We start from the raw sequence: 14,420 nt of genomic DNA on the forward strand, positions 1-14,420 counted from the left end.
GTAGCCAGCCAGCCTGAGTCGATCGTGAGCGAGCCCACGCCCACTGAAGCAGCCGCACCTGTCGCTGAGCAGCCTGCTCCGGCGTCGATCGAGCCGGCACCAGCCCCGACCATGACCGGTCGTGCGCCTAACGATCCGCGCGAGGTACGTCGTCGCCGCCTCGAGCAGGAGCGTCTGGCAAAGGAAGCCGCTGAAACTGAAGCAAAAGCAGCCGAAACTCGGGCTCCGACAGCAACCGAAACTCAAGCCGAAGCAGACTTGTCGTCAGACCTGGCCAGCCCGGAGATCGTGAGCGCGCCAATTGGCGATGCACCAGCCGAACAAACGGCCAACGCAGCCAGCAGCGAGGAAAAGATTGCTGAAGCCACTCCACAGCCTGAGCAGTTCACAACAGAGCCGGAAGTCGAACAAGTCTTCGCCGAGACCACGCAACCCGAGGCGGAGCCGTTCAAGCCCGCCACGCACGCGGAGCCTGAGGCTGACGAAGCCGACGAGCAGGACGACGACAAGAAGCGTCAGAGCTGATAGCCACAGCTGTTGAAGCCCTGCATGCAGGGCCTCCAACTAAAAGCCCCGGTTTCTAGCCGGGGCTTTTTATTTGAGCGGCTTCGCTTCGCTGCGAGCAGGCTACCGCCATGCATTCAGGCTCGAAAAAATGACGAACCCCACTCTTAAGTGGGGTTCGTCATTTCACTCCCGCAGGGAGCGGGCATTTCTCATGGCGTCATCAGGCGCGATCGATGCCTTTTTTCAGGGTGTCCTTGGCTTCACCCTTCACCTGCTGCGCCTCACCCTTGACTTCCTGACGTTGCCCTTCGTTCTTCATGCGCTGGTTGTCGGTAGCCTCACCGAGCCCTTGTTTTACTTTTCCGGCCGCTTCATTGAGGTTGCCTTTCATTTTGTCTTCAGAGCTGCTCATGGCATGTTCCTCTCGCTTCGTGGGTTATGAACAATGGACCGAGCCAATCGCGCGATAGTTTCGCTTTTCCGAAAAGCGGTATCGACACGCTTCCAGGCCAGAAAGGTTCAACCGCTCCGTGCTTTTTTCATCAGCCGGTTGAACAGCGGTCGTCCGGCCAGGTGAAAAAATAGCGGCGCGCCAACGATCAGATAGAAGTAATAGGTAACGAAGCGCCAGACAAGGATGGCGGCCGCAGCGGTTGATTTGCCTACCAAAGGCGCAAGCAAGGCAGCCGATGCCAATTCGGCACTGCCTGCACCACCCGGCAACAAGCTCAACTGCCCGGCAGTAAGGGCCAGTAGCTGGATGATGAAGGTCCACGCCCAGGCGAGTTGGCTACCCAACCCCTGCAGAGTGAGGTAAAGCACGCTGTAACGCAGCAGCCAGTGCAGTGTCGTCAGTACGAACACGCCAAGCAGGATCGCCCGCGGCAGCCGGAAACAATCCAACAGAGCATTGCGGAAGCTCAACACCTTGCGCGCCCAGAAGCGCTTTCGTGGGGCCTTCATGCCCAGACGACCGGCCAGCCAACCATTGATCAAAAATACCTGCCGATGGAAACGCCCGAGCAACGCCAGCAGCACCATCAGGCCGAGCAGCAACGCAGCGCTGAAACCCAGCAGGCTGGCGATATAGGTGTTGATCGAGTGAGTTACCGCGTAAATCAACACACCCACCAGCGCGCAGCTGAAGAACAGTAGATCGGCCAATTGTTCGACGGCAAAGGTTGCGGTGCCCTTGGCAGGCGTCACGCCCTGGCGAAGCAACAATGCCATCATTGTCAGCGGCCCGCCGGCACCGCCCGGCGTGGCGCAGATTGCAAACTCGGTGGCGATGACGATGCCCAGCGCGCGAGGCTGCCGCAGGCGACGGCGCCCGATCAGCAGTCGCAACCGAAACGCATTGAGATACCAGCCAAGCACGATCATGCCAAGCATCGCCAACAACAGCCCCGGCGGGAAGCGCAGCAACCGCTCGAACAGTCCGCTGCCGCCCAACAGAAACGGAACCAGTGCCGCGATCAGCAAGGCGCCGAACAATAGCCACCAGCGGCGGTTCATGCCACGGCGCTCGATACAGGTGCGTGCCGGCGCAACCACTTGATTTTGGTCATTGGCGTTCTTCCTTCCGCCAGCAGCCGAGCCAGCAAATCAAGCCAGTAGCGACGAGAAAACTCGTGGCGCATATCGACCGGATGCAGCCCGAGACGCAACACCGCTGCCTGACGATGCCGGCTGAGCATCTTTTCACTGACTATATGCGACATGCCGCGGCGCCAGGCGCTGCGCGCACTCCAGACCAAGCCGGGTGCGTCTATTGCGGTGTAATCGGGCAACAGGTAGAAATGCCCCGGGTCGCTGGTGTAGCTCAGACCAGTTGCCGCCAAGGCCTGCCGCGCCCCGGTACCCAACAACCACGCCGGCGCGACGAAACCGTGCAAAGGCCACTGGTTTCGCTCGAACAGCTCGATGCCTCGCTGCAGGCGCCTGGCTGACTCGTGCCGATCCAGCGAATAGAACTCGCCTTCATGCGTAAACACCCGGCGTATGAACCACTCGCGAGGCGTGCGAGGCGCCGGCGCCTCGTCTGCGTGATGGTAGCCGTGCAGTATCAGCTCATCACCGCGGGCGAGACGCCCATCGAGCATATGCCTGAATTGATGATGGTCTTCGAGTCGGTTGCGGTGATGGAAATCCGGCACCACCAACCAGGAAATCGGAATCCCGCCCAGCGCATCGACGGCTTCGACAAAGGGTTCGTAGTCAGGCCAGGTTTCCGGCGCCACGTCATGCAGCACCAGCATCAGGCTGCGCTCAGCCATGCACGGCGACCGGCAGATCGACAGTCCCCATTACCGCGTGATAGTGCGCGAGCAGGCCGGCCACTACGGCGTCCCAGGCATGATGAGCTTCGACGTGCTGGCGGGCTTGGGCACCCAGCAAGCGTGGGTCGTCCTCGAAGATCTCGCGCACCGTCTGCGCCATCGCCAGTGCATCCAGCGGGCGGCACAGGCGGCCGGTATGAAACGGCACCAGCTCAGGCAATGCACCGGCTCGCGCAGCAACCACCGGAATGCCACAGGCCATGGCTTCCAGTGCTACCAGCCCGAACGTTTCCTGGTTACCGGCATGCAGCAACACATCGCAGCTGGCCATATAACGCGCCACGTCGGCTGCCGGACAGAAACGGTCGATCACCGTAACGTTCTCCGGCACCCGGTGAGGCATGCGCGACCCAACCAACAACAGATGATAGGGCTTGCCAAGTGACCGAGCGGTGTCCAGCAGGACATCGATGTTCTTCTCTCTGGAACCGCGTCCGGCAAAGATCATCAGCCGCGCCTCGTCTGGCAACCCCAGCTTCCGGCGCAGTTCAGGATCGCGTCGGTCCGGGCGGAAGGTTTCCAGATCCACGCCCAAGGGCTGCACATAGACATCGCCGACGCCAAGGTCCTGCAGCTTTTCGGCCATTATCCGACTCGGCGCAAGCACACGGTCGAAGCCGCTGTACAGCCGCGAGACGTAGCCGTTCATGTTCGTGCCCAGCCACCCGCCGATGCGGTTGCTTACCAGCAGCGGCAGGTCGGAGTGATAGAACCCAATGACCGGAACGTCGAGGCGTCGCCCCGCGTCCAACGCCGCCCAGGCGGTCATGTACGGATCACCGACTTCGATCACATCGGGGCGCAAGATGCGCAACTGATTGCGCCACGGAGCGCGCCGTACCGGGAAGCGGTAGCCCTTGCCGAAAGGCAGCGCCGGTGCGGGTATCTGGTAAATACCGCCGTTATGGCTATGACTGTCGCCCGGCACCAAGATGCTGTGGCGAACCCCCGAATACAGTTGCAGCCGGCGGTGTTTGGCCTCGAGATAGGTACGCACCCCACCACTGGCGGGGGCGTAAAACATTGTCATGTCGGCGATATGCAAGATGGAGCGTCTCCGTAAGGTCTCGATGCAGCACCTTCGGAAGACGAGCGACGGCTAACTCGCTCAGCCGGAACCCACCGCGGCTAGCGCCGGCTGCGCCCGAAAGATTCTGCAATGAAATCAATGGACCACCAGCCTTGACAGTTGTTCGCGCGAGCCGAGTCGGCGACCTTAGCCATCGACGCGCTTGTCCCCCTCATCCTTGCCCTCGGACGACGCATGCTCGATGACAGCATTCATCTCCGCTCCGAACAGCAGCACCGCTGCGGAAATATAGAAGTAGAGCAGCAGCACGATGACCGCCCCGATACTGCCGTAGGTGGCGTCGTAGTTGCCGAAGTTCTGCACGTAGATACCGAAGCCCACCGATGCGGCAATCCAGACGATGACCGCCAGCACTGAACCCGGCGTGATGAAGCGAAACTCCTGCTCGACGTCTGGCGTGACGTAATACAGCAACGCCACGACTAGCATCATCAGAAACACGATTACCGGCCAGCGCAGCCACGTCCACAGCGTTACCACAATGTCCTTCAGGCCTACCTGCTCTGCGAGCCACTCGATCACCTGCGGTCCAGTCACCATCAAACCTGCCATCGAGAGCAGAATCAGCGCCAGGCCGACGGTATAAACGACCGCCAACAGCATCAGCTTCCAGGTCGGCCGGCCCTCCTTGACGTCGTAGGCCTTGTTCATGGCATTCATCAGCGAGCGAACGCCGATCGACGCGGACCACAACGCAACAAGAATACCTATCGATAGCAGCCCGCTTTTCTGCTCCTGCATCTGGTCGATCACCGGATTGACCAGCTGCAGTGCATCGGGCGGAAGCATCAGCGATACCTGCTCGCGCAGCCAGGCGAAGAAATCCTCAAGATTGAGCATGCCCAGCATGGCAATCAGAAACAGCAGGAAGGGGAACAACGAAAAAATCGCTCGATAGGCCAGCGCCGATGCATAGGTCGTCATGTCATCGTTGCTGAACTCCTTCACGGTGCGTTTCAGCAACTCGAAACTGCCGATGCCGCGCGTATCCAGCAATGCCATTGCGTTACCCCCGAGCTGATAAAAACCGAAACCATCAAAAAATGGGACGACCGGACCGTACAAGAGTTCTCCTACGGCCGCCCCGGCTGTCGCCCAGACAGAGACTCGTGAAATCCGCCTGCGCCGGTATCCATGACGTACCGGAGTGGCCCGCGTTATCGGCCTGAGCGGAGCGTAATTGTTGCGTGTGGCGACGGTAACCAAGGAACTTTCGGCCTCGCCAACGCTCTTGATGGAGTCTCAGTTCAGTGCATCGCTGACTGCAGGCGCAACCGCGCAGCGCAACGACCGGAACATGCGGTTGATCTGTCGGCGAATCTCGGCTCGCCCCGAAAATTGCCACGCGGATACGCCAGATATGGCTTATGCCGCTTTCGCGGCCGCAGGAGCATCGAATGAAATCGGGATATGCAACGGACGCCCCACAGCCACGAATGAGCGCAGACATTCTCAAATACGCCCGCTTGATCTTTACCAAAGGCAGCGGCGCCGCGGCTACGCTCGGCCTGAATATTCTGCTGGCGCGCCTATTGGTTCCCGAGCTCGCCGGTACGGTGTTCTTTTGCGTCGCCTTGGGCATCTTTCTGTCGCTGCTGGCGCGGCTTGGGTTGGACATCGCCTGTCTGAAGAGTATTTCTTCATTGAGCAATGGCCAGCAACGCCGCTACTTTCACCGTGCGCTGGGCCTCGCCACGCTGATGAACGTTCCGGTCTTTCTGATCGGCCTGGCGGTGGTGTATTTCTCCGAAACCACCCAGGCGCATTTCGCTCACGCCACCGTACTGTTCGCGGTCACCGCGCTCGGCCTGTCGTTGCTCAGCATTTCCAGCGAGACGCTGAAAGCCAAACATAGAACCAGCGAGGGACTGTTCTGGCAGACCGCGTTTCAACCAACGCTGACGTTGCTGCTGGTCGCGATCTCCGGTAATGACCTGACCACTGTAGCCAGCTGCTTTGCGATCAGCTATGGCCTGGCCATTCTTGGCTCGATATGGCGCGCCCATTCCAGCTTACCGGCGTCCGATTCCGAACACGCGCTCAGCTGGCAGGAAATGCTCACCTTGTGCGTACCGCTGATGCTCATCGCCGTGATGAACAGCATCATCGAGCTGTCCGACACCTTGATGCTCGGCGTACTGCGCTCGGCCAGCGAGGTCAGCATCTATTACATAGCTGCCAAGATCGCCGCGCTCTCGACGACCTTGCTGTTCATCATCAACGGCACCATCGCCCCCGACATCTCGAAACGCTGGGCCCGGAACGACCGTGCGGGGGCATTCGCCATCGTGCGTAAGTATTCGCGCTTCATGCTTGCGCTGGCCCTGGTGATCCTGCTCGCCATCGGCCTGCTGCGCGAATACATCCTGGCCGTGTTCGGCGCCGAGTATCGGGAACAGGGCGTCTACCCGTTGCTGGTGCTGGCTGCTGGTTATTTCTTCGTGCTGGCCGCAGGACCGCTTGGCATCTTCATGACCATGACAGGCAACCATCGCCGCTACCTGCACAACAACATCGCCGCCTGTGTGATCAACGTGGCGCTCAACCTCATTCTGATTCCGCGCTACGGCGTCAATGGCGCCTGTTTCGCCACCGCCGTGGCGCTGACACTGAAAAACGCCCTGCTCTACGTCCAGTTCAAACAAATCGAAAGGAGTCCGACGCCATGACTGACCGGGTAAACGTAATTGCTTACGGAGCCTATGACCGGCACAACTATGGCGACCTGCTCTTTGCAATCGTCCTCAAACGTTACCTGGAAGCGGACGGCCGCTTTTCCGTACTGGTCGCGGCGACCAAGAAATCCGATCTTTCGAGCTATGGCGCGCTACCTACCATTCCGCTGAAGAAAGCACTGGAAATAACCCGTGACCAGCCTAAAACCATGCTCATCGTCGCCGGCGGCGAATGCCTGACCGCGCAATGGGAAAGCATCATCGGCTACCTCGCGCCGCAGGCGATCTACTACCCGATCAAGGCCAGCCCCTACCTCATCGGCCACAAGGCATTCATTCGCCTGAGCCGACTGTTCACCTCGATTCCGTCGGATATCCCGCTGGTATTGGGCGAGCGCGACCTGCCCGGTTACAAGGTGATGTACAACAGCGTGGGCGGTAACGAGATCAGCCGGAAGAAACCGCTGATTCATCAAGCCATCAGACGGAATCTCAAGGACTGCACCTATGTTTCGGTGCGTGACCGCGAGACCTCGGCCGAACTGGACAAGCTTAGTGTCGAGCACAACTTGGTGCCCGACAGCGCCATTCTCATATCCGATATTTTCCCGCAGCAGGTCGACTCGACCGAGCCCGGCCATATCGTCTTCCATATATCCGATCACCACGCCAAGCGGCGCATCGAGGCGATCGCCCAGCAACTGACCGAACTCAACGTCAGCACCGGGCTGAAGATCGCCCTACTCACCATCGGTAAGGCCCCTGGGCATTCCGACGACGGCCCGCTCGATAAGCTGCACAGCCTGCTGGGCGACGAGCGCGCTTACCGTGTCGACAGCGGCAACATCGAAGACATCATTCGCTGCATCGCCACCAGCAAGCTCTACTGCGGCACCAGCCTGCATGGCGCCATCACCGCCCTGGCATATGCCGTTCCGCAGATCGCGCTGCTTCCGCAGCGCGTCGTCAAACTGTCGAGTTTTCTCGAAACCTGGGTGCCGAAGCAGTCTTGCGGATTCGCGGAGGTCCCCCAGATCAGCCAGATCGGTTCCAACCTGATCAACGCCTTCGGCGACACCCAGCGAGCCGAACTGCGGGCTGTAGTCGAGGCCATGAAAAGTCGCGTGCGCGCCAACCTCGACCATATGGTCAAGCTTTACGAGCAGGCGCCGGCTCGAGGCGAGACGGCGACAAATGGGCAACCCGATTCAGGAGCTCTCGCCGCGAACTGAGCTTCCCGACAAGCACGTGAAAAACAGCGACAAACACCCCGTAACGATGCGGTTAACGAAATTCACGCCCGCTAACGGGCTACCTGCAAGGTCGCTCCCTCTGGAGCGGCCAACGATAATTGGCGATAGGGACAGGAAGTCTGCTCCTTCGTTGCCGTAAGAGCCGGCTTGCTGCGATCGCTCCGAACAGGTCGCCAAACGCCAGCAAGCTGCTTCTACAAAACTGCTCGTGCCAGAGCTCTGCTTAAACGTTCCTATGCATAACAGCCTAACCAATGGATTCACTGGCGGTTAAGCAAGCAGCGGAGCAAGCTCTGTCAGTTCCCGCCTGACAGAAAGTCCACCACCATCGTCGACATCGCTCGCGTTCCCACCACCAGCGCGCCCTCATCAACGAAAAACTCAGGATTGTGATTGGGTGCGGAGGTAGCCGGATCCTGGCCCTCCGGAGTGATACCGAGAAACATATAGAGGCCCGGCACCTGCTGGGCAAAGAAGGAAAAGTCTTCAGCCGCGCCTGGCAGTTCGGCAGTGCCCACCTTGCCATCGGCAGCCCGTTCGATGGCAGGGGCCATGCGCTCGGCCAGTTCGGCGTCGTTGATAGTAGTGCTGTACATGGGCTCGACCGATACCTGCGCCGTTGCTCCAGCGCTTTCGGCAATCTTCAGCGCGCTGAGCTTCAGGTCATCACCGACCTGAGCGCGGACACCCTCGTCGTAGGTGCGGATGGTACCGGACATCTCTACGGTTTCCGGGACGATATTCGGCCCGCTACCGCCGTTGATGGTGCCGATAGTGATGACCGTCGGCGAAAGCGTGAGGTTGGCTTTGCGGCTGACTACGGTCTGGATGCCGTTGATCACTTGAGCCGACGTGACGATGGGGTCAACGGTATTCCAGGGCATGCCGCCGTGGCCTTGGCTGCCGGTGACGCGGATATTGAGCATGTCGCTGGCGGCGGTGGTCGCACCGGTGCGCCAGCTAATCTGCCCTGATGGGCCCGGCATAACGTGCAGGGCGAAGATGGCGTCCGGCTTCAACGATTCGAATAGCCCTTCCTCCAGCATTTTCTTCGCGCCCCAGCTGGCGTCTGGTCCTGGCTGGACCAGGCTGGAACCTTCCTCGGCGGGCTGGAAGATAAACATCACCGTGCCTTCAAGCTGTCCTTCATCCCGGCCAGGACACTGGCAGTGGCCATCAGCATGGCCGTGTGCGCATCGTGGCCACAGGCATGCATCACATCCACCTCAGTGCCGTGGTAGTCGCCCCGCGCCTGGGAGGCGAAGGGCAAGCCCGCCGGCTCTTTGATGGGCAGCGCATCCACATCGGCGCGTAACGCCACCGTGCGCCCGGCTTTGGCGCCCTTGAGGATACCGACGACGCCGGTACGGGCGATGTCGGTCGTGACTTCCAGGCCCAGCGACTTGAGATGATCGGCGACCAGCTTGGCGGTGCGGGTTTCCTGCTCGCCCAATTCAGGGTGCTGGTGGATATCCCGCCGCCACTCGATCAGCTGGGGTTCTATCGCGGCGGCATCCTTGCGCACTTGCTGCTCCAGCTGGGTATTGGCGTTGACGCCCAGGCTGAGCAGCAGGCCTGCCAACAGGGCTGGATAAAAGGGCTTGGGTAGAAAGGTCATATGCTGTACCTGATCAGGTTGTGTGAAAGGACGTTGTTGCACTGTCCCGTAGCATGTCTTTGCCCTGTGCAACTCTGATGAGCCCCAACGGCTTGGCTGGATTAGCAGCGCTACGATCAATCCCGGATTCCGGGCGATCAGGCACGGCTTCATGCGCCTTTGCTTGCCGTGTGGGCAGGTACCGCCTTTCCATTCTGGACATCGCTGGCGGCCTGGAAGTTTCAGCCTCTGCTTACCTGATGCAAGCCACTCCAGTCGCTTGAAAAGAAAAGGCCCACATCGCTGCAGGCCTTAAATTTACTGGTGCCGGTGAGAGGAGTCGAACCCCCGACCTTCGCATTACGAATGCGCTGCTCTACCTACTGAGCTACACCGGCAACAAGCGGCGCATCATTGAGTTTCGCCGGTGCGGCTCAAGCCCCTTCCCGGCGAAATCTACCGCTTGGCAGAGCCGGAAGCGACGCTGCGTGACGTCACAAGCCAGCCGAGGTCGAGCCGGTTGTGCTGGCCGAACTTGAGTTCGATCGAGGAGCTTCGCTGTGTTCGGCGCTTTGCTGCTTGACCTGAGCCGCGACCTCTTCGCCTTTGGCGGATATCTTCTGATATCCCTCCTCAGCCTTGTGGCGAAGCTTGTCGGTCATGCGGTCACTGGCCTCACCCAGCATCTCGTCCTCACGCCGCGTCGGCGGCACCGAAGCAGCCAGCAACGCACCCAACGCGATACCGATGGCACCAAGCGCCAACGGTTGCTCCTGGAGCAGTTGATTGAAGCCACCACGCGCCCGGTCAGCGCCACCGCGCAGCCTTTCGGAGGCATGGCGCCCAGAGTCGCTGGCCCGTGTACGGGCATTACCGAGCGACTCGGACATGTTGTGGCTCATCTGACTGGCCTTGTCCTTGATGCTAGCGCCTTGTTGCTTGACTCCAGCGGCCTTGGCCGAAAGTTTCTCACCCATCGAGGGTCCGGTTGAGGCGCCATAGCTGGTAGTCGTGACATTCGAATGCGGCTGACGATTCTGTCCCGCCATCATCCAAAGCAACCCTATCGATGTCAGTACCGTCGGCACAGGGTTGGCCTTGACCGTATTGCTCAGGTTGGAAAAGAACTCTCCGCCACCACCTTTCACGTACCCCAGTGCGGTGTCGATGAGCTCGCCCGGAGACAACTTGCTCTCCAGCGCATGAACGATGTTGCCTATCTCGGCTCGCTGCTGGTCGATTTCCCGCTCCAGCTCGGCGGGATCCTTCTGTGCTTCGGCATCTATCTGATTACGTGTGCTCATGATGTGTGCCCCTTGACGGCTTCTTTATCCTTGTTGACCGAATGAATGGTGCGCTCAGGCTTGAACGAGGAGGCCTCGAACTTTTTCTTGCCGGCAGACACCATCACCAGCCCGATCACTACGACGACACCGCCAACGATCAGCGCGGCGAGCCATTGCTCCATGACCGTACTTAGGCCATACACCGCCGACATCAGCAGGACGATGAAACCACCAAGCAGCACCGCACCGCCGGTCGCAACGCTGGCAGCTCCGGCCTTGGTGGCGCGGATGGATTCGCTCAGTTCGGCTTTCGCCAACGCCAGCTCTTTGGTCACCAGCGAGGGCACTTCGTGAGTCAGCTGTCGCAGCAGCCCTCCTACGGAGGTGTCGTTCTCGGTGCGCATGCCTGGCTCCGGTGTCACCGTGGTCGTAGTTGTCTTACGTGCTTCGCTCATGGGAAAAGCCCTCCGTCAGTACCTTTGCCGTCGCGGTTGGTTGTGGAGCCCAGACCAGCGCCCGATGTCGAACCCAGGCCGCTACCGGTGCCTGTGCTGGTCCCAGTGCTGCTGATGCCAAGACCGGACCCGACGCCTGCGCCAGTGGTGCCACTACCGATACCGGCGCCCGTTCCGCTCGTAGACGTAGCGGGACGCGAACTGGTGGCTGAGGAAACCCCGGCGTTGCTGATGCTGCCAATCGTTCCAGACTCACCGGTGTTCAGACGTTCGTTCAGCTCATCCTGATCGGAGAAATGGCCACCCCGGCTGCCCGAGGATGAAAACGAAGTGGAGCTATCGTGATGGCCATAGTCGCCATGAGAAGTTCGCTTGCTGGAGGCACGAGCGAACCGGGTCAGCCCGAAACCGAGGGCAACGCTGCCGGCAATGAACAAGCCCGGGTTATCCCGTGCCAGCCGATTCACGTCCTGAAACAGCTGATCCACGCTCTTTCCGCGTAGATCATCCGAGAGCTTGACCATGCTTTGCGCCATGGTTGAAACATAAGTGGACAAGCCCAGACGATCCTGACCTTCCAGTTCCTGAGCAGCTGCCTTCGCGCTTTGAGCGACAGCTTCTAGCTCATCGGCAGCTGTTTCGCGATAGCCTTCAAGCTGGCTCTTGCCTTGAGTTTTCACCTCATCGGCAGCGTGCCGAGCCTTGGCTTTCGCGTCTTCAGCTGCATGCCCCATCGTCGAGCCGGTGGTGGACTGGCTGGAGGTAGAGGTTGGAGTGCTGGAAGCAGAATTGGGGCCGGTCTTGGGCTGGCCACCGTAACCAGTGATTTCTTCGTCGGGTGTCGTCATTTTGATTCACCTTTTATATGGCTTGGCCGGAAGACCACGGTCCGTAGAAAAACAGCAATTGCAGAACCGCGAACTGTGTAATTTCGGTGCGCACATATATGGTGACCGGGTCTGTATTTTCGAGTTCCCTTATTTCGGCAAGCCCCCCGACCGGGAAAGTTAGTTGCGTAAACTTGTCTTTTTTCTTAACTTTTCCAAACCCGGCTAATGGCAACTTGCCCGCAATTCTTTGCAATGCCGCCAAACTAATGGGTTTAAGCGTAACGGCGTAGCTAACAAGCGAAACGGTTGCTCGATAGTTTAAACAGCTCAGATAAACCGAAGTCGCGCCCCACCCTTCCCACCGAGCGAAACCGCATCCGACGAGCAGCACTCTTGTTTGTAGCCGCCTTTTTCAAAGCATAAAAAAACGGGCCCGTAGGCCCGTTTTCATTTTTGGTCGCGGTTTACAGCGGACCGATGGTGGAGCAAGTTTTCTTGGCTTTTGCATGCTTCTGCAGCGGAGCCAATTGTGGGCGGTGCTTACCGCTCCGAACGTCCAGCGACATGATGTTCTCACCCCAGCGCGGACCAGCTGCCCAGTAGGTGCTCGGGATGCAGTTCTCGTTCAGGTAGGCCAGCAGGTTGTCGGTAGCGACGACAGCAGACGGGGAGAAATCCGGGATGCCATGCTCGCCAATGTAACCACGCAGCTTGTTCTTCTTCAGCCACTCCACCCACGGCTTGACCCGCTCGACGCCAAGCATCGGATGGAAGGTTTCGGCGCGCTTGGTATAGGTACCCGAGTAATCGAAGTCCAGATACTGGTGCGCTTCGTAGACCAGGTTGTTCTTCGGATCGCGCATCCACGGATCGTTGATCAGCTGGGTGTTGTACTTCTGCCAATGGAAGGCGCTGGAGTAACGATCGCCGGCAATCATGATCCACTTGGTGGGGTCGATTTTACGGATCGCCTGACCAGCTGCCTGGGCAGTTTGCGGCCACATGTTATTGCCAGTGTTGTACGGCTCGTTCATCAGACCGTAGCCATACAGCGCCGGGTGCCTGGACAACTCCACGGCAATCTTGCGCCAGGTCTCGGCAAACTGCGCCCGCGGTACTTCCGGTGAGTTGATCACCTTGCCGTAATAGCGGTAGTAGTTGTGCATATCAAGGATGACCTTGATGCCGTGCTTCTGTGCATGATCCAGCGACAGCTTGATGCGCCCCAGCTCAGCCGCGTTCAGCTCTGTACCGAGCTTGGGCTGGATACGTTCCCAAAGGAAGCCCAGACGGACCAGCTTGAAGCCCAGCTCGCTGTGACGCTTGTAGTAGGACTCGTCAGCGTAGGTGTAGCCCTTGTTGTAGACGCCCGGAACGGTGCCCGGATCGAACACGCCGGAACCGAAGTTGACGCCAACCAGGTCGATGCCGCTGCCGTCGGAGACCACCGGGGGGGTAGGCGCCGGAGCTGGAGTCGGAGCAGGCGTTGGAGCCGGAGCCGGAGCGGGTTTCGATACCGAAGGCGTGGTCGCGCCAGTGCTGGACACCACGCTGATGGTCTTCGGATAGCCCACAGCGCTGGCCGACAGTGCAGAGCCCTTCAGCATCACCGACAGGTGAGCGCCAACGTCATAGACCGCAGCGACCTGACGCACTTGACCGTCGGCCAGTTTCACCGAGGTACCGACAACGAACGCGGACTTGTTAGCGGCGTTATCAGGGATCGAGAAGCCAGCCGACTTACGGTAGATGCCATTTTCCCAATCTGTGTTGGTAAAGCTATTCATGCTGGCCGTGTAGCTGCTGCTAGGTGCAGTCGGAGCCGGAGTCGGTGCGGGCGCAGTCGGCGCCGGCGCTGGCTTCGCGGCAGTATTCGAGCTGACTACGGTGCTGACAGTGCGCGGTGCACCAACTTTGGCGCCATCGAGCAGGCCGCCGTCGACGTAGAGGCTGATGTTCTTACCAACCACGTAGACGCGGGTGATCTTGCGCACCTGGCCGTCAGCGAACTTGATCTGTACGCCCGGCTTGAATGCGGCGATCGCAGCGGACGATGCCGGGACCGAAAGGCCTGCAGACTTGCGCCAGACACCATTGAGGAAATCGGTGCTGTTGAACTTGTTGATCGAGGAGGTGAAGGCAGTCGCCGACGATGCAGTTATCGAAATATCAGCAGCTGCGTGACCGCTCATGGCGAAAGTGCCAAATGCTGCAGCAAGAGCGATGGAGCGAACAAGTGCCTTAGGGGCACCAGTAAAAACATTGATAGACATTCAGTCTCTCCGAAACTTAATACTTCGAAAGGCCGGAGCCTTTAAAAAAGTGCGGGAGTTAATTAAGTCGTACAGGCGCTTACTGGCAGATATCTCACTACGCGCAACCGGACGA

Annotated in this window: 11 protein-coding genes, 1 tRNA gene and 2 pseudogenes; 3 read left to right on the forward strand and 11 right to left on the reverse strand. The window is 59.6% G+C overall.

Annotated elements, in window-relative coordinates; translation table 11 throughout:
• Nucleotides 1–525: pseudogene (locus E0D86_RS13345) on the forward strand (ribonuclease E/G); the annotation flags it as partial.
• 202 nt (nucleotides 526–727) lie between these two features.
• Here E0D86_RS13345 and E0D86_RS13350 read toward each other — a convergent pair.
• From E0D86_RS13350 to E0D86_RS13370, 5 genes are all read right to left on the reverse strand, one after another.
• Nucleotides 728–919: a CsbD family protein gene (locus tag E0D86_RS13350; protein WP_131650536.1), complete on the reverse strand. Its 192-nt coding sequence runs from the start codon at nucleotides 917–919 to the stop codon at nucleotides 728–730.
• A gap of 107 nt (nucleotides 920–1,026) precedes the next feature.
• Nucleotides 1,027–2,022, reverse strand: coding sequence for a lysylphosphatidylglycerol synthase transmembrane domain-containing protein (locus E0D86_RS13355; protein WP_131650537.1), 996 nt, complete (start codon nucleotides 2,020–2,022; stop codon nucleotides 1,027–1,029).
• Nucleotides 2,019–2,783, reverse strand: coding sequence for a DUF2334 domain-containing protein (locus tag E0D86_RS13360; RefSeq protein ID WP_131650538.1), 765 nt, complete (start codon nucleotides 2,781–2,783; stop codon nucleotides 2,019–2,021). The genes E0D86_RS13355 and E0D86_RS13360 overlap by 4 nt, the downstream gene beginning before the upstream one ends.
• On the reverse strand, nucleotides 2,776–3,891 hold the full coding sequence (locus tag E0D86_RS13365; protein WP_131650539.1) for a glycosyltransferase family 1 protein: 1,116 nt from the start codon (nucleotides 3,889–3,891) through the stop codon (nucleotides 2,776–2,778). The genes E0D86_RS13360 and E0D86_RS13365 overlap by 8 nt, the downstream gene beginning before the upstream one ends.
• 171 nt (nucleotides 3,892–4,062) lie before the next feature.
• Nucleotides 4,063–4,938, reverse strand: a complete 876-nt coding sequence (locus E0D86_RS13370; protein ID WP_131650540.1) for a YihY/virulence factor BrkB family protein — start codon at nucleotides 4,936–4,938, stop codon at nucleotides 4,063–4,065.
• A gap of 395 nt (nucleotides 4,939–5,333) precedes the next feature.
• Between E0D86_RS13370 and E0D86_RS13375 the strand changes: the two genes are divergently transcribed.
• Complete coding sequence (locus E0D86_RS13375) at nucleotides 5,334–6,605, forward strand: lipopolysaccharide biosynthesis protein (protein WP_131650541.1); 1,272 nt, start codon at nucleotides 5,334–5,336, stop codon at nucleotides 6,603–6,605.
• Entirely contained in the window at nucleotides 6,602–7,843 is a 1,242-nt protein-coding gene (locus E0D86_RS13380; RefSeq protein WP_131650542.1) for a polysaccharide pyruvyl transferase family protein, read from the forward strand. The genes E0D86_RS13375 and E0D86_RS13380 overlap by 4 nt, the downstream gene beginning before the upstream one ends.
• 317 nt (nucleotides 7,844–8,160) lie before the next feature.
• Here E0D86_RS13380 and E0D86_RS21965 read toward each other — a convergent pair.
• The 6 genes and pseudogenes from E0D86_RS21965 to E0D86_RS13410 form a co-directional block, all read right to left on the reverse strand.
• Nucleotides 8,161–9,482 (reverse strand): annotated as a pseudogene (locus E0D86_RS21965) (amidohydrolase).
• A 301-nt stretch (nucleotides 9,483–9,783) separates the two neighbouring features.
• A tRNA-Thr gene (locus E0D86_RS13390) sits at nucleotides 9,784–9,859 on the reverse strand.
• Nucleotides 9,860–9,955: 96 nt separating this feature from the next.
• Complete coding sequence (locus E0D86_RS13395; RefSeq protein WP_131650543.1) at nucleotides 9,956–10,765, reverse strand: DUF3618 domain-containing protein; 810 nt, start codon at nucleotides 10,763–10,765, stop codon at nucleotides 9,956–9,958.
• A complete protein-coding gene (locus E0D86_RS13400; protein WP_177493054.1) occupies nucleotides 10,762–11,202 on the reverse strand; it encodes a phage holin family protein in 441 nt (146 codons plus the stop codon). The genes E0D86_RS13395 and E0D86_RS13400 overlap by 4 nt, the downstream gene beginning before the upstream one ends.
• The gene (locus E0D86_RS13405) at nucleotides 11,199–12,050 is read right to left on the reverse strand and encodes a hypothetical protein (protein WP_256681213.1); all 852 of its coding nucleotides are present in this window, start codon (nucleotides 12,048–12,050) and stop codon (nucleotides 11,199–11,201) included. The genes E0D86_RS13400 and E0D86_RS13405 overlap by 4 nt, the downstream gene beginning before the upstream one ends.
• Nucleotides 12,051–12,496: 446 nt before the next feature.
• Nucleotides 12,497–14,305 carry a glycoside hydrolase family 5 protein gene (locus E0D86_RS13410; protein ID WP_131650544.1) on the reverse strand — a complete coding sequence of 603 codons (1,809 nt, stop codon included), beginning with the start codon at nucleotides 14,303–14,305 and terminating at the stop codon, nucleotides 12,497–12,499.
• Nucleotides 14,306–14,420: the final 115 nt, after the last annotated feature.

The organism is Pseudomonas sp. IC_126 (genome assembly GCF_004331835.1).
Classification (GTDB): domain Bacteria; phylum Pseudomonadota; class Gammaproteobacteria; order Pseudomonadales; family Pseudomonadaceae; genus Stutzerimonas.